Source organism: Brevundimonas albigilva, from assembly GCF_023573565.1.
Lineage (GTDB): Bacteria > Pseudomonadota > Alphaproteobacteria > Caulobacterales > Caulobacteraceae > Brevundimonas > Brevundimonas albigilva.
In genome coordinates this window covers 1,696,386-1,717,558 of sequence record NZ_CP097649.1, presented here as the reverse complement: position 1 = coordinate 1,717,558, position 21,173 = coordinate 1,696,386, and the positions used below count along the sequence as shown (strand labels likewise).

Genomic DNA, 21,173 nt, shown 5'->3' with positions numbered 1-21,173 from the left:
GAAGAAACTCCAGAGAGGAAACCCAATGAGCGTCATGGATCTTCGTGGTCTCAGCCCCGCGCCCGTCACCGTCTTCACCCGCGACGGCGAAGTCGACTACGCCGCCAATGCGCGCCTGGCCAAGTGGCTGGTCTCCATCGAGGGGGTGAAGAGCCTGGTCATCCTGGGCCACGCCGGGGAAGGCACCTTCCTGACCACCGAAGAGCGGCTGAAGCTGATCGAGACCTATGTCGAGGCCGTCGGCGGCGATGTGCCGATCATCGCGGGCATCACCGGCGAGGGCACCCGCGTCGCGGCCGAAGAGGCCAAGGCGTGCAAGGCCGCGGGCGCGACCGGCGCCCTGGTCTATCCGAACCACGGCTGGCTGCGTTTCGGCTTCCAGAAGGGCGCGCCGCAGGACCGCTACAAGGCGATCTGGCAGGAGTCCGGCCTGCAATGCATCCTGTTCCAGTATCCCGACGCGACCAAGGCGTCCTATGACCTGGACACTCAGATCGACATCGCCACCCAGGAGGGCGTCGTCGCCACCAAGAACGGCGTGCGCAACATGAAGCGCTGGTACGTCGAAATCCCCGAATTGAAGAAGGCCGCGCCGGAACTACAGGTGCTGTCGTGCCACGACGAATGGCTGCTGCCCACGATGTTCGACGTCGACGGCCTGCTGGTCGGCTATGGCAACATCGCGCCGGAACTGCTGGTCCAACTGATCGCGGCCGGCAAGGCGCAGGATTATCCCGAGGCGCGCCGCATCTTCGAGCAGCTGCTGCCGATCACCAGGGCGGTGTATCACCGCGGCTCGCATATGGAGGGCACCGTCGCCCTGAAGCTGGGCCTGGTGAAGCGCGGCGTTCTGGATCACGCCACGATCCGCGAGCCGCTGAAGAACCTGGGCGAGGCCGCCGAGCGCCAGATTTTCGAAGCGTTCGACGCCGCCGGCGTCGGCTCGGTCGGATCCTCCGCGATCGCCGCCGAATAAGGATCAGCCCCCGCGTCGTCCGGCGCGGGGGCTGCTTCGCTTTCAGGCCTGGCGTGACCGGGCCCGACAAGCCTATCACCGCGCCGATGCCCCGTCAGAAGTGTCACGGCGCCTGGGAAGAAACACCCGGCGAGGATGGTCGAGGGCCACCCCGCCAGAAAGGTAAAGTCATGTCGCATCGTGACGTGCTCCCCGAGGCCGCGGCCGTGGCGGAGCCCCGCAAGGCCCCGTCCAGGACGCTGCTGGCCAAGCTGGCCCTGGTCGGCCCCGCCTTCATCGCCGGCGCCTGGCAGTTCGGGCCCGGCAATCTGACCTCGGCGATCGAGGCCGGCAGCGCCTTCGGCTACGCCCTGATCTGGGTCATCGTGCTGTCGACGGTGCTGATGATCGCCTTCACCGACATGAGCGTGCGCATCGGCATCGCCTCGCCCTTGTCGATGATCGGCACGATCAAACAGACCCTGGGCAAGCCGACCGGCGTCGCCGCCGGGTTCGGCGTCTTCTTCATCACCCTGTGCTTTTCGGTGGGCAACGCGGCCGATTCGGGCCTGGCGCTGTCGATGCTGTTCGGCGGCAACGCCGTGCTGTGGACGGTGATGGTCAGCCTGGCGGTGGGCTTCATCCTGCTGGCCCGAAACGTGTTTCGCACGGTCGAGCGCCTGCTGATCGGCCTGGTGGCCACCATGGCGGTGGGCTTCGTCGCCAGCGCCTTCATGGCCCGGCCGGACTGGGTCGCGGGTCTGGCGGGCGGAATGCCCAGTTTTCCGCCGGGCAGCGAACTGCTGATCGTCGCCCTGGTCGGGACCAACTTCTCGATCAACGCGGCCTTCTTCACCAGCTATGCGACCCAGGCCCACAAGACCCGGCCGGATCAATATCGGGACGCGACCCTGACCGACACCATTCCCGGCATCGTCGCGCCGGGGATCATGACCGCGCTGGTCATCATGGTGGCGGCCGCGGTCCTGGGACAGACCGGGCAACGGGTGGAGACCCTGCCGCAACTGGCGCGCATCTTCGAGCCGCTGGCCGGGCAGGTCGGCTACTATGTCTTCACCCTGGGCTTCTTCGGCGCCGCCTTCTCGTCCATGCTCGCCAACGCCACGGCGGGGGGAACCCTGCTGTCCGACGGCCTGGGCTGGGGCGGATCGTTCGAGTCCCTGCGGACCAAGGCGCTGGTCGGCCTGGTGCTGCTGTTCGGCGTGCTGATCGTGGCCTTTGCGCCGGGATCGCGGGTTCAGCTGATCATCCTGGCCCAGGCCATGACGGTGCTGGTGGCGCCCCTGCTGGGCGTCCTTCTGGTCCTGACCGCCAACAACCGGCTGATGGGCGCGCTGAAGAACCGGTGGTGGCACAACATCCTGGCGGCGGTCGGCCTGGCGTCGATCTGCGCCTCGACCGTTCTGCTGGTGCTGAAACTGACCGGCGCGACAGGCGGCTGACGTCGAGCCGGGCGACCGGCGAACCCGAATCCCCGCGCGCCGCCTGTCGCCCCGGCTGGGCCGGCGACGATCCCGGCGCGCGGCCCTTTTCAAGGCCTCCATCATGAAGACGACCCTTCTCCGTTTCACGGCGCGCGATCGCGCGCGTCGGTTCCACCGTCCGATCCTGGGCCTGGCGGTCGCCAGCCTGCCGCTGATCGGCTGTCCCGCCCTGGCGCAGGAGAGCGCGGGCCCTGCGGCGGCGCCCTATCCCCGGGCCGGGATCGGCGTGGGACCGGTTGCGGCGGGCTACGCCGAGGCGCGCTGGGCCGAGGACTGGTCCGCATACGCCGATCCCGCCCGACGCAAGGATGCGCTGGACCGGCTGAAGTTCATTCCTTTGTCGGCAGACGGCGCGGTGTGGCTGAGCCTTTCGGGCGAGATGCGCGCCCGCACGGCGCTGACGACCGGTCCGGGCCTGCTGGATCGGCCGGACCAGCGCCTGGACACCCTGCGGCTGGTCGGGGGCGCGGACCTTCATCTGGGGCGTCACCTGCGCGCCTATGGCGAAGTGGCGCATGGCGGCTCCGGCGGCCGCAACGATCCCAATCCGGTGGGGGCCATCCGCAACGACCTGGTGGTGCAGCAGGCGTTCGTCGATGTCAGCGGCGAGGCTGGCGGCCTGGAACTGGGCGCACGGCTGGGGCGCCAATTCTTCATCGACGGATCGCCCTATCTGATCAGCACCCGCAACGGCGCCACGATCCTGACGCCGTTCAACGGCGCCCGGGCCTGGGTCCGCGGCGCCCGGTGGAGGGCGGACGTCTTCGACCTGAAGGCCACGCAGCTGGGGACCGGGGGCGTCGACGACGACCGCACCGACGATGCGCGTCGCTTCCAGGGCGTGACCGCGGGGATGGTGGTCCCCCGCGACTGGTTCGGCGGGTCCAAGCTGTTCTTCGATCCCTTCGTGTGGCGCACGACCGACGCCGATCGACGGTGGGGCGCGCAAACCGCGCGCGAGAGGCGCGACTATGTCGGCGCCCGCCTGTGGGGCGAGATGGGGCCCGCCAACATCGACTGGGCCGTGGCCAGACAGACCGGACGGTTCGGCGACCGGCGCATCGAGGCGCTGCACGTCTTCACCCAGCAGAGCGTCAGCCTGGGCGACGGGGCCGGCGCGCCGCGTCTGGGCGTCAGGATCGACTATGGCTCCGGCGGCGGGTCCTACGGCGATGGGACCCTGCGCGCGGCGGTCACGCCCCAGGGGGTGCCGACCTTCTACAGCTATCAGAACGTGTTCGGCCCGGTGAACATGATCGCCGTCGCGCCCAACATCTCGATCCGCCGCGGGCGAACGACCCTGAGCGGCGAGGTGCAGGGAACCTGGCGGGCGTCAGAGCGCGATGCGGTCTATCGCGCCACGGACCTGCCCTATGCGGGGACCCAGGCGGTGGACGGCCGTCGCGTCGGCGAGGTCTGGCGCGTGCAGGCGGCCCACAACGTCTCGGCGCGCACCAGCCTGATCGGCCGTTACGAACATCTGGCGGCGGGACCGGTGCTGAAGGACGCCGGCTACGCCAGTTCCGACTATCTGACCGCCTGGATCAACTTCCGCTTCTGATCGACCGTCGGCGCGGCGGGGGCAGGCTCACCAGACCCCGATCTTCTCCGCCTCGGCGTGGCTGATGGGATGGCCCTGCTTCTTGTGGTCTTCCTCGGCCAGGAAGCGGCTGGCTTCCAGCGCGGCCATGCAGCCCATGCCGGCGGCGGTGACGGCCTGGCGATAGACGTCGTCGGTCACGTCGCCGGCGGCCCAGACGCCTTCGATGGCCGTCGCCGCCGTGCCGGGCGTGACGCGCAGATAGCCGCCGCTGTTGGTCTCCAGCTGGCCCTTGAACAGTTCCGACGACGGGGCGTGGCCGATGGCGATGAAGACGCCGTCGGCCGGGACTTGGCGCGTGGAGCCGTCCTGGACGTGCTTCAGCCGCACGCCGGTGACGTTCCTGGCCACGCCGTCGACGACGCCGACAACCTCTTCCACCGCATGGTTCCAGATCACCTCGACCTTGGGATGGGCGAACAGGCGGTCCTGAAGGATCTTCTCGGCGCGGAACTCGTCGCGGCGGTGGACCACGGTGACCTTGGAGGCGAAGTTGGTCAGGAACAGCGCCTCTTCCACGGCGGTGTTGCCGCCGCCGACCACGACCACTTCCTTGCCGCGATAGAAGAAGCCGTCGCAGGTGGCGCAGGCCGAGACGCCGAAGCCCTGATAGGCCGCCTCGGAGTCCAGCCCCAGCCACTTGGCCTGGGCGCCGGTGGAGATGATGACCGTCTCGGCCAGCAGTTCGTCGCCGCCGTCCAGCTTCAGCCGGAAGGGCCGCTGGGACAGGTCGGCGGACACGACGATGTCGTGGATCACCTCGGTCCCGACATGCTGGGCCTGGGCGCGCATCTGCTCCATCAGCCACGGCCCCTGGATCGTCTCGGCGAAGCCGGGATAGTTTTCCACGTCGGTGGTGATGGTCAGCTGGCCGCCGGGTTGCAGGCCGGCGATGACCACCGGGTTCAGCGAGGCGCGGGCGGCGTAGATGGCGGCGGTCCAGCCGGCGGGGCCGGAACCGATGATGGCGAGGCGGACGGAACGGGGCGTGCTCATGCGCCTATTTAGGCGCTGATTCCGCTTCGCGCGATGCTATCGTCGCCGCAGTCACGAAGGAGTCGGGGATGAAGAACAGGGGCGGGGCGTTTTTCGCGGGCGGGATCGGCATGGGCGTCGCCATCGGCGTGGCCCTGGGCCTGGCGCTGGACAATCTGGCGCTGGGGATCGCGCTCGGCGTCGCCATCGGCGCGGGCCTCGGCTCGGCGGGCATGGCGGCCCGCAAGCCGAAATCGGACGACGACAAGCCCGGGGGCGATCCGACGGACGAAGCTCGCTAGTCTGGCTGCATGAAGACCGAATCCGCCTCCGCCCGCGAAAACCGAAACATCGCGCGACGCGCCCTGGCCGCCGCCCGCCTGGGGGTGGACCATTCGGTGGTCGCCCTGTCGGTCTATGACAACGGCGGGCTGACCGGCCGATATCTGATGATGACGGTGATCTCGGCGGCGATCGCGGCGCTGGGGCTGATGCTGGGGTCGCCGGCGGTGGTGATTGGGGCCATGCTGGTCTCGCCGATGATGGGGCCGATCGTGGCGCTGGGCTTTTCCCTGGCGCTGCTGGACTGGGAAGAGCTGAAGCGGGCGGTCAAGGCGCTGGCGGTCGGCGTCGGCCTGGCCCTGGCGGTGGCCATACTGCTGACCCTGCTGTCGCCGCTGAAGGAGCCGACCAGCGAGATCCTGGCGCGGACGCGGCCCAACTTCTTCGACCTGCTGATCGCCGTCTTCTCGGGCGTCGCCGGCGCCTACGCCGTGATCCGGCAAAGGGGGGAAACCATCATCGGCGTGGCCATCGCCACCGCCCTGATGCCGCCGGTGGCCACCGTGGGGTTCGGCCTGGGCACCGGCGACCTGCGGATCGCGGGCGGCGCGGTCTTCCTGTTCATGACCAACCTGGTGGCCATCGCCCTGGCCGCGACGCTGACGGCGGGCTTCTACGGCTTTCGGCCCCGCCTGCTGGAACGGCCTGCGCCGTGGCGGGGCGTGGCGGTGGTGGTGGTCTTCGTGCTGCTGTCGATCCCGCTGGCGCTGTCGCTGCGCTCGATCGGGCTGGAGAGCCGGGCCACGGCCGAGACGCGGCTGGCGGTCAACGACATCTTCTCCGGCGCCGACTCGCGCGTGACTCTGCTGGACGCGCGGGCGGACGGCGACAAGGTCACGGTCTCGGCCCTGGTCAGCACGCGCGCCCTGGTCGCCGACGCCCAGGCGCGTCTGCAGGAACGGCTGACCGCCGCGCTGCACGTGCCGGTCGAGGCGACGCTGGACCAGATCGTCGTCGCCGATCCCCAGGCCGCGGCCCGCGCCGTCCAGGCCAGCGCCGCCTCCGCGCCGGACCCGGTGGCGGCCCTGCGCGGCCGGCTGTCGGACTCGGTCCCCTTCGCCACCGACGCCCTTATGGTGGACGGGGAGGGGCGCCGGGCGGTGGTGCTGCTGCGGCCCGACGCGGGGCTGGACCTGTCCAGCGCCTTCGCCCTGGAGAAGGCCTTGAGAGCCAAGTTCGAGGGCGTGGACGTCTGGGTCACGCCGCCGCTGGAGGGAATGGAGACGGTCGATCTGGCCGACGCCGACGCCCGCGCCCAAGCCGCCTGGGCCCTGGCGCGCTGGCGGGCGCGGCCTCGCCTCCGGTTCTGCCGGCCCGATCCGGCCCCGGCGGTCGGGGAGGGCGAAACCGCCCCGCCGGACGCGCGCGAACGCTTCCTGGCCGAACTGGCGGCGACGGGCGTGTCGGTGGCGGCGGAAGACGGGCCGGCGTGTCGCGCCGGCGACCGCAACCTGGCGCGCATCGCCCTGACGTGACGGCTCAGCCGACCTGGGCGCGATGCCGCAGGAAGGCGTCGGCCAGGACGCAGGCGGCCATCGCCTCCACCACCGGCACGGCGCGCAGAGCGACGCACGGGTCGTGGCGGCCCTTGGTGCGCAGGTCCGTCTCCTCGCCGTCGCGGGTGATGGTCTGGCGCGGCGTCAGGATGGAGGAGGTGGGCTTGAACGCCACCCGCGCCGTCACCGACTGTCCGGTCGAGATGCCGCCCAGCACGCCGCCCGCCTGGTTCGACAGGAAGACGGGCTGCCTGTTCAGGTCCAGCCGCATCTCGTCGGCGTTGTCCTCGCCCGACAGTTCCGCCGCGCCGAAGCCCGCGCCGATCTCGACCCCCTTGGCGGCGTTGATGGACATCAGGGCGGCGGCCAGTTCGGTGTCCAGCTTGCCATACAGAGGCGCGCCCCAGCCGGCGGGGACGCCGGTCGCCTCCAGCGCCACCACCGCGCCGATGGAGGAGCCGGCCTTGCGGACGCCGTCCAGATAGGCCTCCCAGTCCGGCACGACCTCGGCCGAGGCGGCGAACAGCGGGTTGCCGGGAACGGCGTCGAAGTCGATCGCTTCGGGCGCGATCCGGTGCGGGCCGATCTGGACCACGCCGGCGCGGATCTGCACGCCGTCGCCCAGGATGCGTCGCGCCACGGCCCCGGCGGCGACGCGGCTGGCGGTCTCGCGCGCCGACGACCGCCCGCCGCCGCGATGGTCGCGCACGCCGTATTTGGCCTGATAGGCGAAGTCCGCGTGGCCCGGCCGATAGGCGCGGGCGATCTCGCCATAGTCCTTGGACCGCTGGTCCTCGTTGCGGATCAGGATCGAGATCGGCGTGCCGGTGGTGACCGGACCATCGCCGTCGTCGAACACGCCCGACAGGATCTGGGCCGTGTCGCTCTCCTGCCGCTGGGTGACGAACCGGGAGCCGCCGGGTTTCCGCTGGTCCAGCCACGGCTGGATGTCGGCCTCGGTCAGCGGGATCCGCGGCGGGCAGCCGTCGATCACGCAGCCGATCGCCGGGCCGTGGCTTTCGCCCCAGGTGGTGACGCGGAACAGATGGCCGAAGGTGTTGTGCGACATGGCCCGACTTAGGCCGCCAGACGCTCCGGCGTCCAGACCCGGTTGAAGCGCATCAGCAGGTCCTCGGCCGCGGACGGCGTGTCCTCGCAGGGCTCCAGGGTGACGATCAGCCGGCCCGCCGGTCGCGACCCGCGCGCCGGCAGGCCCAGGCCGCGAAGGCTCAGGCGCACGGGCGACTGCAAGCCCGGCGTGATCCACGCCGAGCGCAGGCCGGCGTGGGTCTGGATTTCGAGGCGCCCGCCGTCGGCCAGGATGCGCTCGCTGGCCGGGGCGGTCATGAACAGATCGTCGCCCATGACCGACAGGCCCTCGGCCGGACGGATCAGGACGCGCAGGTAAAGGTCGCCGCCGTCGGGGGCCGCGCCCCTCAGGCGCAGATGCTGGCCGGTTCGCATCCCGGCGGGAACGGAAAGGCGCAGGCGACGGCCGCCCAGCCGAATGTCGATCCGGGCGCCGTTCACGGCCTGGCGCGGCGTCAGGGTCGCGACGGGCGGCGGGGCGGCGCGCACCACCGGCGCGGCCAGGGCCAGCCGCGCCGAACCCTGCGCCTGCAGCAGCCGATAGGCGGCGATGACTTGACGAAAACGCTCGGCGTCGCCGCCGGCCCGATCCGGGCGCGCCGTCTTCACGGCGTTGCGGAAGGCCGTCTTCAACGACGCGGCGTCGTGCTCCGCACTCTCCAGGCCCAGCAACGCCAGGGCGTCGCGGACGGCGGGATCGGACACGGAAGGAAACGCGCGCATGGCCCGGACTGTGGCGCGACATGGTCAAGAGCCGGTTAACCGCGATGGCGGAAAGCCGCCTTTGATCCGCATCATTTCCTCGATGCGGGGAAGGGGCTAGACCGACGGCATGACCGCCCCCGTGATCCCGCCCAGCCCGTCGCGCGAGGAATACGCCCGCGACTACGCCGCCGCCCTGGCCGCCAACAGCGACGACGCCGCCTTCGAGCGGGCCGAGCCGGTCGGCCTGTTCGTCGACTGGCTGGCCGACGCCCGCGCGCACGAGGTCAACGACGCCAACGCCATGACCCTGTCGACCGTCGACGCCGAGGGCCTGCCGGACGCGCGGATCGTGCTGCTGAAGGACGTCGACGGGCGCGGCTTCACCTTCTACTCGAACCGCGAGAGCGCCAAGGGGCTGGAGCTGGACGCCCGGCCGGTCGCGGCCCTGACCTTTCACTGGAAGTCGCTGCGCCGCCAGGTCCGGGTGCGCGGCGCGGTGCAGCCGGTCACGGCCGATGAGGCGGACGCCTATTTCGCCAGCCGCGCGCGCGAGAGCCGCATCGGCGCCTGGGCCTCGGACCAGTCGCGCCCGCTGCCGGACCGGGCGGCGCTGGAAGCCGCGGTGGCGCGCGAGACGGCGCGGTTCGACGGCCAGGACGTGCCCCGGCCCGCGCGGTGGAGCGGATGGCGCGTCGTTCCGTCGTCGGTGGAGTTCTGGCGCGACCGGCCGTTCCGCCTGCATGACCGGATGCGGTTCGATCGCGACGGCGACGGCTGGCGCAAGACCCGGCTGTGGCCCTGATCGGGATCGCCCCTTTCCCTTTCGGCGCGGGGCCTCTATGTCCGCCCCTCACTTTACGTATCGCTGGAGATCGCGATGAGACCGGATGTCGAGGCCATGAAGGCCGACATCGAGCAGAGCGTCGCTCTGCTCAGGAGGCGACTTTGACTGGGATGTCGCTCTAAGGAAGCTCGACGAGCTGAACGCGCGGGTCGAGGACCCGACCCTTTGGGACAACCCCGACGAGGCCCAGGCCGTCAGCCGCGACCGTTCGCGCCTGGAAGGCCAGGTCAACGCCGTCAGGGAGATGGAGCAGGGGCTGGAGGACGGCGTCATGCTGGCCGAGATGGCGGACGACGAGGGCGACGAGGCCGCTCTCGAAGACGCCCGCGCCCAGCTGAAGGCCATCAAGGACCGCGCCGCGCGCGCCGAGCTGGAAGCCCTGCTGTCGGGCGAGGCGGACGGCAACGACGCCTATCTGGAAGTCAACTCCGGCGCGGGCGGCACCGAGTCGAACGACTGGGCCGGCATGCTGCTGCGGATGTATTCGCGCTGGGCCAAGGCGCACGGCTATGAGGTCGAGATCGAGGCGGAGGAAGGCGGCGAACAGGCCGGCATCAAGTCCGCCACGATCCAGGTGAAGGGCCCCAACGCCTATGGCTGGCTGAAGTCGGAATCGGGCGTTCACCGCCTGGTGCGCATCAGCCCCTATGACGCGGCCGCCAAGCGGCACACCAGCTTCGCCTCCATCGGGGTGTCGCCGGTGGTGGACGACGCGATCGAGATCGACATCAACCCGGCGGACGTCCGCACCGACACCTACCGGGCCTCGGGCGCGGGCGGGCAGCACATCAACAAGACCGACTCGGCGGTGCGCCTGACGCACGTGCCCACCAACACCGTCGTGGCCTGCCAGGCCGGGCGGTCGCAGCACCAGAACCGCGAACAGGCCTGGAAGATGCTGCGCGCGCGCCTCTACGAGCTTGAGCTTCAGAAGCGCGAGGCGGCGGCCCAGGCGCTGGCGGACGCCAAGACCGACATCGGCTGGGGCCACCAGATCCGGTCCTACGTCCTGCAGCCGTACCAGATGGTCAAGGACCTGCGGACCGAGGTGGAGACGTCCGACACCCAAGGGGTCCTGGACGGCGACCTGGACCAGTTCATGGGCGCGGCGCTGGCCGCGCGGGTCGGCGAGACGCGCGGATCGACGGCGGAATAAGGAAAGGGGCGGTCCGGCGGACCGCCCCTTTTCGGATCAGGCCGGGGCCTTTTCCTTGGCGTCGGCCTTCTTGTCGGCCGGCGGCTCCAGCATCGACGCGCCGGGCGTGTCGCGCTTGGCCTGGTTGCAGCGGCCCTGGAACCAGGCGCCCTGTTCGACCGACAGCTGTTCCTGGGTGATGTCGCCCTCGACGCGCGAGGTGGCGTAGAGGCGGACCTGCTTGGCCACGATGGCGCCGGTGACCCGGCCGCGCACGTCAAGCACGTCGGCGTGGACCGTGCCCTCGACCGAGCCGCCTTCGCCGATGGTGACGCGGGCGACGCGGACGTCGCCCTTGAGCGAGCCCTCGATCTGGAGGTCGCCGGCGCCGGAGATGTTGCCCTCGTACTTCACGCCCGCCGACAGGGTCGACAGGCTGGTGGAGCGCGGCGCGGCCGCGGGGCGGGCCGGTTCGGGCGCGCGGGCGACGGGCGCGGCCGCTGCGGGCGCCGGAGCCGGGTTAGGAGCCGCAGGCTGGGGGTCCGGGGCGGGGGGAATGCCCATGCCGCCGCTGTCGTTGGGTTTGCTCTTGGTGAACATGGTGCGCTCCGCATCTGCCAGCCAAGGCCGGCCCTTACCCCAAAGCCCTCGGACGCGATTTAGGGGGGCGGGGAGGGCGAACGTCAAGCACCGCTTTCGAACCCCGCTCGCCGATCACGGAGCCTTGAGGGCCGCCAGCACGGCCTCGGCATGGCCGGGGACGCGGACATTGCGCCAGGCCCGGACGATGTTCCCGTCCGGCCCGACCAGGAAGGTCGCGCGCTCGATCCCCATGTATTCGCGGCCGTAGAGCCTCTTCTGGACCCAGACGCCCCAGGCCTCGCACGCGGCGCCGGCTTCGTCGGAGGCCAGGACGACCTTGAGGTCGTGCTTGGCCTTGAAGCGGTCGAGTTTCTTCACGGGATCCTTGGACACGGCGACGACGGTCGCATCCAGCGCCGCGAAGTCGTCCAGCAGGGCGGAGAAGTCCTTGCCCTCGTTGGTGCAGCCGGGGGTGTCGGCCTTGGGATAGAAATAGACCACCACGGGCCGGCCCTTCAGCGCGGCCAGGGAGACGCGGCCGCCGCCGTCGGTCGGCAGGTCGAGGGCGGGGGCGGGGCGGCCGACTTCGGGCATCTCACATCTCCGAGCGGGTTAAACGGGGCGCACCAGCACGATCTTCTTCTTGCCCGCGGCCAGCTTGATCACGCCGTCGGCGACGTCCGCCTCGCTCAGCAGCTGCGCGCCGTCGGACACGGCCACATCGTTCAGGCGCAGGCCGCCGCCCTGGGCCAGGCGGCGGGCCTCGCCGTTCGAGGCGGTCAGGCCGGCCTTGGTCACGACAGCGGCGATCATGGCGCCGTAAACCTCGGAAGCGGGCAGTTCGACGGTCGGCAGATCGGCCGAGACCTGGCCCTTTTCGAAGGCGGTTTCGGCGGCGGCGCGGGCCTTGGCGGCTTCGTCGGCGCCGTGCAGCATGGCGGTGGCGGCGTCGGCCAGGGCCTTCTTGGCGTCGTTGATGGCCGCGCCTTCCAGCGCCTCGTAGCCGGCGATCTCGGCGTCCGACAGATCGGTGAACAGGCGCATGAAACGGCCCACGTCGCCGTCCTCGGTGTTGCGCCAATATTGCCAGTAGTCATAGGGCGACAGGGCGTCGGCGTTCAGCCAGACGGCGCCGCCCACGGTCTTGCCCATCTTCTGGCCCGAGGCGGTCGAGAGCAGCGGCGTGGTCAGGCCGAAGGCGGCCTTCTGGTCCACCTTGCGGGTCAGTTCGACGCCGTTGATGATGTTGCCCCACTGATCCGATCCGCCCATCTGGAGCGCGCAGCCATAGCGGCGGTTCAGCTCCAGGAAGTCGGTCGCCTGCATCAGCATATAGTTGAATTCGAGGAAGGTCAGAGGCTGCTCGCGCTCCAGGCGCAGCTTGACGGAATCGAAGCTCAGCATCCGGTTGACGGTGAAGTGCGTGCCGTAGTCGCGCAGGAACTCCAGATAGCCCAGTTTCGACAGCCACTCGTCGTTGTCGACCATGATGGCGTCGGACGGGCCGTCGCCGAAGGTCAGGAACTTCTCGAACACGCCCTTGATGCCGGCGATGTTCTCGGCGATCCGCGCCTCGGTCAGCAGGGGGCGCTGGGTGTCCTTGAAGGAGGGGTCGCCGACCTTGGTGGTGCCGCCGCCCATCAGGACGATGGGCTTGTGTCCGGCCTGCTGGAGACGCCGCAGCAGCATGATCTGGATCAGGTGGCCCACGTGCAGCGACGGCGCCGTGGCGTCGAAGCCGATATAGCCCGTGACCACGCCCGAGGCCGCCGCCTGATCGAGCTCGGCCGGGTGGGTGATCTGATGGATGTATCCCCGCGCCTGCATGGTGCGGAGGAAGTCGGACTTGAAGGCTGGGTCTGTCATGGCGGTGGGTCGTTAGCAGGCTTGCCCTCGGTCGTCTTCCCCTTCGGGGGACAAGCGCGACGGACGGGCGATGGTCAGGGCGAAAAACACAGTGTGAATAGTGTGAATCGTGTGAAATCCGGTAGGCGCATACCCCTGGTCGGTGCGCGGCTGCGGCCGACCAAGGGGCCCGCATCATACACCAGCCCCGAGGGGTGCGAGGTCGATTGGCTGATCGAGCCGCGCCGTCGTTGTTTTTCAAAGGAAAAGCGGGAGGCAATGCGCGTGCGACGGCGCAAGGCACCGTCGAGCCGACTTTGACCCGGCGTCCGCGTGCGATACCAGTGGCGGATGCGTCTGCCCCTGATCCCGCACCCGACCACCGCCGCCGTGCACGGCCTGACGCTGGAGGTCGAGGCGCGGCGAGAGGGCCGGGGGCTGAGCCTGGAATATACGCTGGGCGGGGCGGTGGAAACGGTGCGGTGGCCCCAACCGGCGGCGCGGGCGCATACGGACGAGTTGTGGCGGACCACCTGTTTCGAGGCGTTCGCGCGGACGGCCGGGGGCTATGTCGAATACAATCTGTCGCCGTCGGGGGCGTGGGCGGCCTATGGCTTCGACGGCTATCGCGCGGGGATGCGCAACCTGGCGGTTCCGGCGCCCTTCATCGTCACGCGGACGGCGCCGGGGCGGTTCGTGCTGACGGTCGACGTGCAACTGCCGGACGATGCGACGGGGGCGGTGGGCCTGACGGCGGTGATCGAGCGGCTGGACGGGTCGATCCTGTACTGGGCGCTGACCCATCCGTCGGATAAGCCGGACTTTCATCATTCCGATTCCCTCGCGCTGGACCTGACATGAATTTCGGCCTCGATCGCCTGCTGTCCGACGACGCCCTGCGCGCGCAGTTGAAGGGGCGGCGCGTGGCGCTGCTGGCGCATCCGGCGTCGGTGACGAAGGACCTGACGCACGCCATCGACGCCCTGGCCGCCTGTCCCGAGATCACGCTGAGCGCCGCCTTCGGGCCGCAGCACGGGATGAAGGGCGACCTGCAGGACAATATGATGGAGAGCCCGGACTATCGCGATCCGGTCCACGGCTTTCCGGTGTTCAGCCTGTACGGCGAGGTGCGGCGGCCGAAGGACGCGTGGATGGAGACGTTCGACGTCATCCTGATCGACCTGCAGGACCTGGGGTGCCGCATCTACACCTACGTCACGACGCTGCTCTATGTGCTGGAGGCGGCGGCGAAGCACGGCAAGGCGGTGTGGGTGCTGGACCGGCCCAATCCGGCGGGACGGCCGGTCGAGGGCATGACGCTGAAGCCGGGGTTCGAGAGCTTCGTCGGGGCCGGGCCGATGCCGATGCGGCATGGCATGACCATGGGGGAACTGGGCCTGTGGTTCGTCGACCGCTTCAAGCTGGATGTCGACTACCGCGTGGTGGAGATGGAGGGCTGGCGGCCGGACGAGGGGCCGGGGTACGGCTGGCCGCTGCTCGAGCGGGCCTGGGTCAATCCCAGTCCGAACGCGCCGAACCTGAGCATGGCCAGGACTTATGCCGGCACGGTGATGCTGGAGGGGGCGACCCTGTCGGAAGGGCGGGGGACGACGCGGCCGCTGGAGCTGTTCGGGGCGCCGGACATCGACGCGCGGGCGGTCATCTTCGAGATGCAGGCGCTGGCGCCGGAGTGGCTGACGGGGTGCGTGCTGCGCGAATGCTGGTTCCAGCCGACCTTCCACAAGCATGTCGGCCAACTGTGCAGCGGCGTGCAGATCCACGTCGAGGGACCGCATTACGACCATGCGGCGTTCCGGCCGTGGCGGGTGCAGGCGCTCGGGTTCAAGGCGATCCGGCGGCTGTATCCGGATTACGACCTGTGGCGCGACTTTCCGTATGAGTACGCCTTCGGGCGGCTGCCGATCGACACCATCAACGGCGGGCCGGGGCTGCGCGAATGGGTCGACGACGGGGGGGCGGCGCCGGGGGACCTGGACGCGCCAGCCTTGTCGGACGAGCAATCTTGGATTGAGATTCGGCGTCCCCATCTGCTGTACTGAACAGCGGGGCATTCGGGATGATGCGACGATGGATCGCCGGCCTGTGCGGAGGAGGCGTGATGCTGGGTTTGGCGATGGCGGTGGTTCTCTCGATGAGCCAACCGAATCCGGACGGTTTGAGTGTCGAGGCTCGGGAAGCGATCAAGCCGGTCGTCCAGGCGCTGGAGACCGAGAAGGCGCGTCAGGCCGCGCTGGCCCCGGCGGCCAGCGACCGCGAGCGGTTGGAGCGCATGGGCGTGCTGGATCAGGCTGGCCGCCATGCGCTGAACAGCGTGGACTACAGCCGCCTGCCGCCCGAGGAGCGGTCGGCCGCGCGCGCGGCGATCTGGCGCGTGCTGGGCGAGAATGACCGCGCCCTGATGGCGGAACTGCTGACCATGGTTCCGCCGGAGGGTTGGTTCCTGAAGAGCCGGTATGGCGAGCAGGCTGCGGGCTCGGCCTTCCTGATCGTACAGCATTCCGGGGCCGAGCACTGGCGACGGTTCGTGCCGGTGTTGGAGCCGCTGGTGGCGAGAGGCGAGGTGGACGGAGAGGAATATGGCCTGATGTACGACCGCCTGGCCGTCAGCGAGGGCCGCCCGCAGCGCTATGGAACCCAAATGACCTGCCGCGACGGGCGATGGGTGGTCGAGAATCTGGAAGAGCCCGAGCGTGTGGAGACGCGCCGCCGCGAGATGGGCTTCCGATGGACGATGGCGGAGTACGAGGCGCGGTTCGCCGCTTCGGCGCCCTGCGCCTAAGATTTGCTGCGATCGCGAAGCGACGGAGGGCGGCGGCGTGCCAAAGGGCCTGTCCGGCGGATCGTTGTCTCTGAACATCCTGCGCTTTTTTGTATAAACGCAGTTTATTGTGCATCTGCAAATAAGTGATTGGGCTTATCCGTTCGAGTCGGTTAGAAGGACCTCCTCCCCAATCACTTCCAGCCTATGGATTTCGCATGGCCCTCATCAACACGACCATCAAGCCGTTCACGGCCACCGCCTACAAGCAGGGCAAGTTCGTCGAGATTTCCGACGCCGACGTGAAGGGCAAGTGGGGCGTCTTCTTCTTCTATCCGGCCGACTTCACCTTCGTGTGCCCGACCGAGCTGGAAGACCTGGCCGGCATCTATCCGACCCTGCAGGGCCTGGACGTGGAAGTGTTCTCGGTCTCGACCGACACCCACTTCAGCCACAAGGCCTGGCACGACACCTCGCCGGCGATCGGCAAGATCGACTACTACATGGTCGGCGACCAGTCGGGCACGATCACCAACAACTTCGACGTGATGCGTCCGGGCGTGGGCCTGGCCGACCGCGCGACCTTCCTGGTCGATCCGGACGGCGTGATCCAGTTCATGGAGATCACCTCGGAAGGCGTGGGCCGCAACGCCTCGGAACTGCTGCGCAAGGTCAAGGCCGCCCAGTATGTGCGTTCGCACCCCGGCGAAGTCTGCCCGGCCAAGTGGGAAGAGGGTGAAGCCACCCTGGCCCCGTCGCTGGACCTGGTCGGCAAGATCTAAGCCCGACGACCCAGACAGACCGGCGGCGCGTCGCGTTTTCGCCGCCGGTTCACGGCGCCCGGTCCGCCGGGCGTCCGCAGAGGCCGCGGGGTGCATGTAGTGTTTCCGTCCCCGCGGCCTTTTTGCGTCCGGTCCTCGCCCGCAGCGGCTGGAGGACGGCGCGTTCCACCCGAGATTTTGTGAGGATCCCGATGCTCGACGCCAATCTGAAAACCCAGCTGGAAGGCTATCTGAAGAACATCGTGCATCCGGTCGAGCTGGTCGCCTCGCTGGGCGCCGGCCCGAAGTCGCAGGAGCTGAAGGCCCTGCTGGAGGACATCGTCTCGGTCTCGCACGGCAAGGTGGAGATGGGCCGCGACTTCGACGACGTGCGCCAGCCCAGCTTCCTGATCCGCCGCAAGGGAACGGACATCGGCGTGCGCTTCGCCGGCATCCCGCTGGGCCACGAGTTCACCTCGCTGGTGCTGGCCCTGCTGCACGTCGGCGGCCATCCGTCCAAGGCGGCGCAGGAGGTGATCCAGCAGGTCAAGGACCTGGACGGCGACTATCTGTTCGAGACCTATTTCTCGCTGTCGTGCCAGAACTGCCCCGACGTGGTGCAGGCCCTGAACCTGATGAGCGTCATCAACCCGCGCATCAAGCACGTCGCGATCGAGGGCGGCCTGTTCAAGGACGAGGTCGAGGAACGCAAGATCATGGCCGTGCCGACGGTCTTCCTGAACGGCGAACTGTTCGGGCAGGGCCGGATGGAGCTGGAGCAGATCGTCGCCCGGATCGACAGCGGCGCCGAGGCCAAGGCGGCCGAGAAGATCAAGGCCAAGGACCCGTTCGACGTGCTGGTGGTCGGCGGCGGTCCGGCCGGCGCGGCGGCGGCCATCTACACCGCGCGCAAGGGCATCCGCACCGGCGTGGCGGCCGAGCGCTTCGGCGGCCAGGTGCTGGACACCATGGCGATCGAGAACTTCATCTCCGTGCCCCACACCGAGGGGCCCAGGCTGGCCGCCCAGCTGGAGCAGCACGTCCGCGAGTATGAAGTGGACATCATGAACCTGCAGCGGGCGTCGCGTCTAATCCCGGCCAAGGTTCCGGGCGGGCTGCACGAGGTCCAGCTGGAGAACGGCGCCAGCCTGAAGGCGCGCACCGTGATCCTGTCGACCGGCGCGCGCTGGCGGCAGATGAACGTGCCGGGCGAGGACCAGTACCGGAACAAGGGCGTGGCCTATTGCCCGCACTGCGACGGGCCGCTGTTCAAGGGCAAGCGGGTGGCGGTGATCGGCGGCGGCAACTCGGGCGTCGAGGCGGCCATCGACCTGGCCGGCATCGTGGCCCATGTCACCCTGATCGAGTTCGACAGCGAACTGCGGGCCGACGCCGTGCTGCAAAGGAAGCTGGCGACCCTGCCGAACGTCAGGATCGTCACCTCGGCCCTGACGACCCAGGTGCTAGGCGACGGGGAGAAGGTGAACGGCCTGGTCTACAAGGACCGCAACTCGGACGCCGTGCACGAGGTCCAGCTGGAAGGCGTGTTCGTCCAGATCGGCCTGGTCCCGAACACCGAATGGCTGCACGGGGCGGTGGCCCTGACCCCGCGCGGCGAGATCGAGGTCGATCATCGCGGCGAGACGTCCCAGCCGGGCGTGTTCGCGGCGGGCGACGCCACGACCGTGCCCTACAAGCAGATCGTCATCGCCATGGGCGAGGGCTCCAAGGCCGGCCTGTCGGCCTTCGACTACCTGATCCGCACCGTCCCGGCCGAAGAGGCGACGGAGGCGGCTTAAGTTTCGTTTCCGCTCATTCCGGCTTTCGCCGGGATGAGCGGAAGGCGGGCTCAATGCAGCTTCAGCCGTCCGGAGACGCGGCGGTGGAGCAGGCGCGAGAGGGCCAGAAGGGCCGTGCGGCGCACGCCGATGATGGCGCGGTGGTGGTCGAGGTGCAGGGCCATGTAGGCCCATTTGGCCAGCAGGCCCTCGATCAGGAAGTCAGGACCGCCCAGGCCGCCCATCAGGGAGCCGACGCCCTTGTCGTCGCCCAGCGACACCAGCGAGCCCTTGTCGCGATAGACGTAGGGACCGGGATCGCGCGCCGGGTCGGATAGGGCCTTCGCAAGATAGGCGGCCTGCTGCGCCGCCGCCTGGGCGCGGGCGGGGACGGGGCGGCCGTCGGGGCCGGGCGCCTCGGCGCAATCGCCCAGGGCGTAGATGTCTGGGGCGGAGGTCCGCAGGCGGTCGTCGACGACGAACTGGTTCAGGCGGCCGGTCTTCAGGCCGAAGGCGCGATTGCGGTCGTCCGCCTTCACCCCGGCGGCCCAGACGATCAGGTCGGCGGGGACCGGGCCCCGGCTGGTGTCGAGACGGTCGGGATGGACGGCCTGGACCTGCGCGTCGGTGAGCAGGCGCACGCCCTTGGCCTCCAGCGCGCGGGCCGCCTTGTCGGAAACGCGCTCGGGCAGGCCGCCCAGGATGCGCGGCGCGGCCTCGACGATGGTCACGTTCAGGTCGAAGCGCTGGTCGGGCGTCAGTCCGGCGGACAGTTCGTCGTGGCCCTCGATCAGTTCGGTGGACAGCTCCACGCCGGTGGCCCCGGCGCCGACGATGGCGATGTTCAGCGTCCGCTCGTCCGAATAGGCGGCGGCGAGGAAGGCCGAGGTCAGGCGGCGGTTGAATCCTTCCGCGTCGGCGACGTCTTCCAGCAGGTGCGCGTGTTCGGCCGCGCCGGGGGTGTCGAACAGGTTGGAGCCGCTGCCGGTCGCCAGGACCAGGGTGCGGTAGGAAAGGGTGCGCGGCGCGACCAGCACCTGGCCGTCGCCGTCGCGGATTTCCGCCAGGGAGATTGTCTTCGCCTCGGGGTCGAGGCCGGTCAGGTCGCCGAAGGCGAACCTGAAGTGATTGCGGCGCGCCAGGACGGGATAGGACAGGCCCTCCTGGTGGCTGTCCAGCGAACCGGCGGCGACCTCGTGCAGGCTGGGCTTCCACAGGTGGAAGATGGAGCGGTCGATCAGCAGGACGCGGCGGCGTCCCTCTCGCGGGCCGAAGCGACGGCCCAGACGGGCGGCCAGCTCAAGCCCGCCGGCGCCGCCGCCGATGATGACGATGTCGTGCTGCATCAGAGATCCCCGATCACGAGCCGGGAGCGATTGGAAGCAGAACGGCATTGACGCCCAGCATGGCCGCGCCAGCCGCCATACGTTTGTCGAGCGTAACGAGCGTCATGTCGAAATCGGCGGCGATCGCCACATGAAGGGCGTCTCCGGCGCGCAGGCCGGTCTCATGCTTGTCGGCGAATTTACGAGCCGCGAAGAAGTGGGTTTCATCGATCGGGGTGGAAACGAGGAAGGTGTTTCGCATCTCTTCAAGCTGCCGGGCGCTCGCCGCCTTCGCATGTTCGTCGATCTGGCCCGTCCGCAGTTTGATGGACAGGGCGGAGGCGACTTCCGTCAAGGTCCAATGGCTGAATGCGAGATCGTCCTCTCGCGGCCGTAGCCAGTTCTGGACCGCTTTGCGGCTTATCTCTTCGGTGACGGCGGCGACGAGGACCGACGCATCGAGATAGTGCATCAATAGCCGCTGTCGCGGAGCTTGCGCATGAAGTCGCCTGCGCTTTCGGGCTGAGGGGTCATGGCGCTGGTCACCCGCTCCAGCTCGTCCCAATCGAAGGGTTTGCGAGGCTTTTCAGGCGGCAGGAGACGGGCGACAGATTTACCGCGCCGGACGATCTCGATCTCCTCGCCGTTGGAGGCGCGGGTGACCAGTTCGCTCAAGTGCGCCTTGGCGTCGGCGAGATTGATGCGTTCCACGATCGCTTCCTGACCAGTTGGTTGGTCAGTTTAGCACGATCCCGATACAGGCTCTACGCCGGGTTCTCTTCCAGACGCTTGTCCAGATAGGCGCCGACGCGGCGATCGACGGCGGCGAGGTGGTCCTGCCAGAAGTGGCTGGCGCCTTCTTCCAGTTCGTAGTCGATGACGATGCCCTTCTGGGTCCGCAGCTTGTTGACCACACGCTCGACCTCGACCGGCGGAACGATGGTGTCGGCCGTGCCGTGCAGGAACAGGCCGGACGCCGGGCAGGGGGCCAGGAAGCTGAAATCGTACATGTTCGACGGCGGCGAGACCGAGATGAAGCCGTCCGTCTCGGGCCGGCGCATCAGCAGCTGCATGCCGATGTAGGCCCCGAACTGATAGCCGGCGACCCAGGTCTGGGTGGCGGCGGGATTGTTGGCCTGAAGCCAGTCCAGGGCCGTCGCCGCGTCGGCCAGTTCGCCGATGCCCGAATCGAACTCGCCCTGCGACTTGCCCACGCCGCGGGAATTGTAGCGCAGGGTGGCGAAGCCGCGCTGCTGGAACAGCTGGTGCAGGGTCACGGTCACCGGATTGTTCATGTGCCCGCCGGCCTTGGGGTGCGGGTGCAGGATCAGGGCGATCGGCGCATTGGGGCGCTTGCCGGGAGAATAGCGGCCTTCGATGCGGCCGGCCGCGCCGGGCAGGATGACTTCAGGCATGTCGGCTCTGCAATCCGTTCAACTGTCATTTCGCGGCTGCGT

The 21,173-nt window shown here is 69.3% G+C and carries 22 protein-coding genes; 12 read left to right on the top strand and 10 right to left on the bottom strand.

Features of this window, described 5'->3' with window-relative positions; all coding sequences use genetic code 11:
- The first annotated feature begins 25 nt into the window (after window positions 1-25).
- The 3 genes from M8231_RS08585 to M8231_RS08575 all read left to right on the top strand — a co-directional run bounded on the left by M8231_RS08585 (window position 26) and on the right by M8231_RS08575 (window position 4,021).
- Window positions 26-976, top strand: a complete 951-nt coding sequence (locus M8231_RS08585) for a dihydrodipicolinate synthase family protein (RefSeq protein ID WP_250201270.1) — start codon at window positions 26-28, stop codon at window positions 974-976.
- A gap of 170 nt (window positions 977-1,146) precedes the next feature.
- On the top strand, window positions 1,147-2,418 hold the full coding sequence (locus M8231_RS08580) for an Nramp family divalent metal transporter (protein WP_250201269.1): 1,272 nt from the start codon (window positions 1,147-1,149) through the stop codon (window positions 2,416-2,418).
- Between the two features lie 103 nt (window positions 2,419-2,521).
- Window positions 2,522-4,021, top strand: coding sequence for an alginate export family protein (locus M8231_RS08575; protein ID WP_249750318.1), 1,500 nt, complete (start codon window positions 2,522-2,524; stop codon window positions 4,019-4,021).
- A gap of 27 nt (window positions 4,022-4,048) precedes the next feature.
- On the opposite strand, the gene trxB is transcribed toward M8231_RS08575, so the two are convergent.
- Window positions 4,049-5,056: a thioredoxin-disulfide reductase gene (trxB, locus tag M8231_RS08570; RefSeq protein ID WP_250201268.1), complete on the bottom strand. Its 1,008-nt coding sequence runs from the start codon at window positions 5,054-5,056 to the stop codon at window positions 4,049-4,051.
- 68 nt (window positions 5,057-5,124) lie between these two features.
- On the opposite strand from trxB, the gene M8231_RS08565 reads away from it, so the two are divergent.
- Together M8231_RS08565 and M8231_RS08560 are read left to right on the top strand one after the other, a co-directional pair.
- Complete coding sequence (locus tag M8231_RS08565) at window positions 5,125-5,337, top strand: glycine zipper domain-containing protein (RefSeq protein WP_249750319.1); 213 nt, start codon at window positions 5,125-5,127, stop codon at window positions 5,335-5,337.
- A 9-nt stretch (window positions 5,338-5,346) separates the two neighbouring features.
- Window positions 5,347-6,852 carry a DUF389 domain-containing protein gene (locus tag M8231_RS08560; protein ID WP_250201267.1) on the top strand — a complete coding sequence of 502 codons (1,506 nt, stop codon included), beginning with the start codon at window positions 5,347-5,349 and terminating at the stop codon, window positions 6,850-6,852.
- A gap of 4 nt (window positions 6,853-6,856) precedes the next feature.
- On the opposite strand, the gene aroC is transcribed toward M8231_RS08560, so the two are convergent.
- Both aroC and M8231_RS08550 read right to left on the bottom strand, forming a co-directional pair.
- Window positions 6,857-7,942 carry a chorismate synthase gene (gene aroC / locus M8231_RS08555; RefSeq protein ID WP_250201266.1) on the bottom strand — a complete coding sequence of 362 codons (1,086 nt, stop codon included), beginning with the start codon at window positions 7,940-7,942 and terminating at the stop codon, window positions 6,857-6,859.
- A gap of 8 nt (window positions 7,943-7,950) precedes the next feature.
- Window positions 7,951-8,685: a J domain-containing protein gene (locus M8231_RS08550; protein WP_249750321.1), complete on the bottom strand. Its 735-nt coding sequence runs from the start codon at window positions 8,683-8,685 to the stop codon at window positions 7,951-7,953.
- A 109-nt stretch (window positions 8,686-8,794) separates the two neighbouring features.
- Between M8231_RS08550 and pdxH the strand changes: the two genes are divergently transcribed.
- Window positions 8,795-9,469, top strand: coding sequence for a pyridoxamine 5'-phosphate oxidase (pdxH, locus tag M8231_RS08545; protein ID WP_249750322.1), 675 nt, complete (start codon window positions 8,795-8,797; stop codon window positions 9,467-9,469).
- Between the two features lie 75 nt (window positions 9,470-9,544).
- A protein-coding gene (gene prfB, locus M8231_RS08540; RefSeq protein WP_249750323.1) for a peptide chain release factor 2 occupies window positions 9,545-10,667 on the top strand; the annotation gives its coding sequence in 2 pieces (ribosomal slippage) (window positions 9,545-9,613 and window positions 9,615-10,667; 1,122 coding nt in all).
- 36 nt (window positions 10,668-10,703) lie between these two features.
- On the opposite strand, the gene M8231_RS08535 is transcribed toward prfB, so the two are convergent.
- From M8231_RS08535 to tyrS, 3 genes are all read right to left on the bottom strand, one after another.
- On the bottom strand, window positions 10,704-11,246 hold the full coding sequence (locus M8231_RS08535) for a bactofilin family protein (RefSeq protein WP_249750324.1): 543 nt from the start codon (window positions 11,244-11,246) through the stop codon (window positions 10,704-10,706).
- Window positions 11,247-11,360: 114 nt separating this feature from the next.
- Window positions 11,361-11,822 (bottom strand): peroxiredoxin, encoded by a 462-nt coding sequence (locus M8231_RS08530; RefSeq protein WP_249750325.1) that lies wholly within the window; start codon window positions 11,820-11,822, stop codon window positions 11,361-11,363.
- Window positions 11,823-11,840: 18 nt separating this feature from the next.
- The gene (tyrS, locus tag M8231_RS08525; protein ID WP_250201265.1) at window positions 11,841-13,094 is read right to left on the bottom strand and encodes a tyrosine--tRNA ligase; all 1,254 of its coding nucleotides are present in this window, start codon (window positions 13,092-13,094) and stop codon (window positions 11,841-11,843) included.
- A gap of 330 nt (window positions 13,095-13,424) precedes the next feature.
- On the opposite strand from tyrS, the gene M8231_RS08520 reads away from it, so the two are divergent.
- The 5 genes from M8231_RS08520 to ahpF all read left to right on the top strand — a co-directional run bounded on the left by M8231_RS08520 (window position 13,425) and on the right by ahpF (window position 18,412).
- On the top strand, window positions 13,425-13,934 hold the full coding sequence (locus M8231_RS08520) for a DOMON-like domain-containing protein (protein ID WP_249750327.1): 510 nt from the start codon (window positions 13,425-13,427) through the stop codon (window positions 13,932-13,934).
- Entirely contained in the window at window positions 13,931-15,133 is a 1,203-nt protein-coding gene (locus M8231_RS08515) for an exo-beta-N-acetylmuramidase NamZ family protein (RefSeq protein WP_250201264.1), read from the top strand. Before M8231_RS08520 ends, M8231_RS08515 begins: the two co-directional genes overlap by 4 nt.
- 59 nt (window positions 15,134-15,192) lie before the next feature.
- Window positions 15,193-15,873 (top strand): DUF6624 domain-containing protein, encoded by a 681-nt coding sequence (locus tag M8231_RS08510; protein ID WP_249750329.1) that lies wholly within the window; start codon window positions 15,193-15,195, stop codon window positions 15,871-15,873.
- Between the two features lie 197 nt (window positions 15,874-16,070).
- Window positions 16,071-16,634 carry an alkyl hydroperoxide reductase subunit C gene (gene ahpC / locus M8231_RS08505; RefSeq protein ID WP_249750330.1) on the top strand — a complete coding sequence of 188 codons (564 nt, stop codon included), beginning with the start codon at window positions 16,071-16,073 and terminating at the stop codon, window positions 16,632-16,634.
- A 191-nt stretch (window positions 16,635-16,825) separates the two neighbouring features.
- The gene (gene ahpF / locus M8231_RS08500; protein WP_249750331.1) at window positions 16,826-18,412 is read left to right on the top strand and encodes an alkyl hydroperoxide reductase subunit F; all 1,587 of its coding nucleotides are present in this window, start codon (window positions 16,826-16,828) and stop codon (window positions 18,410-18,412) included.
- 50 nt (window positions 18,413-18,462) lie between these two features.
- On the opposite strand, the gene M8231_RS08495 is transcribed toward ahpF, so the two are convergent.
- Genes M8231_RS08495 through M8231_RS08480 form a run of 4 tightly spaced genes read right to left on the bottom strand, consistent with a single transcriptional unit; the run spans window position 18,463 to window position 21,131 of the window.
- Entirely contained in the window at window positions 18,463-19,737 is a 1,275-nt protein-coding gene (locus tag M8231_RS08495; RefSeq protein WP_249750332.1) for an NAD(P)/FAD-dependent oxidoreductase, read from the bottom strand.
- Window positions 19,738-19,750: 13 nt separating this feature from the next.
- Complete coding sequence (locus M8231_RS08490; protein ID WP_249750333.1) at window positions 19,751-20,188, bottom strand: type II toxin-antitoxin system VapC family toxin; 438 nt, start codon at window positions 20,186-20,188, stop codon at window positions 19,751-19,753.
- Window positions 20,188-20,427: a type II toxin-antitoxin system Phd/YefM family antitoxin gene (locus tag M8231_RS08485; RefSeq protein ID WP_249750334.1), complete on the bottom strand. Its 240-nt coding sequence runs from the start codon at window positions 20,425-20,427 to the stop codon at window positions 20,188-20,190. The genes M8231_RS08490 and M8231_RS08485 overlap by 1 nt, the downstream gene beginning before the upstream one ends.
- Before the next feature lie 53 nt (window positions 20,428-20,480).
- On the bottom strand, window positions 20,481-21,131 hold the full coding sequence (locus tag M8231_RS08480) for an alpha/beta hydrolase (RefSeq protein WP_249750335.1): 651 nt from the start codon (window positions 21,129-21,131) through the stop codon (window positions 20,481-20,483).
- Between the last annotated feature and the right edge of the window lie 42 nt (window positions 21,132-21,173).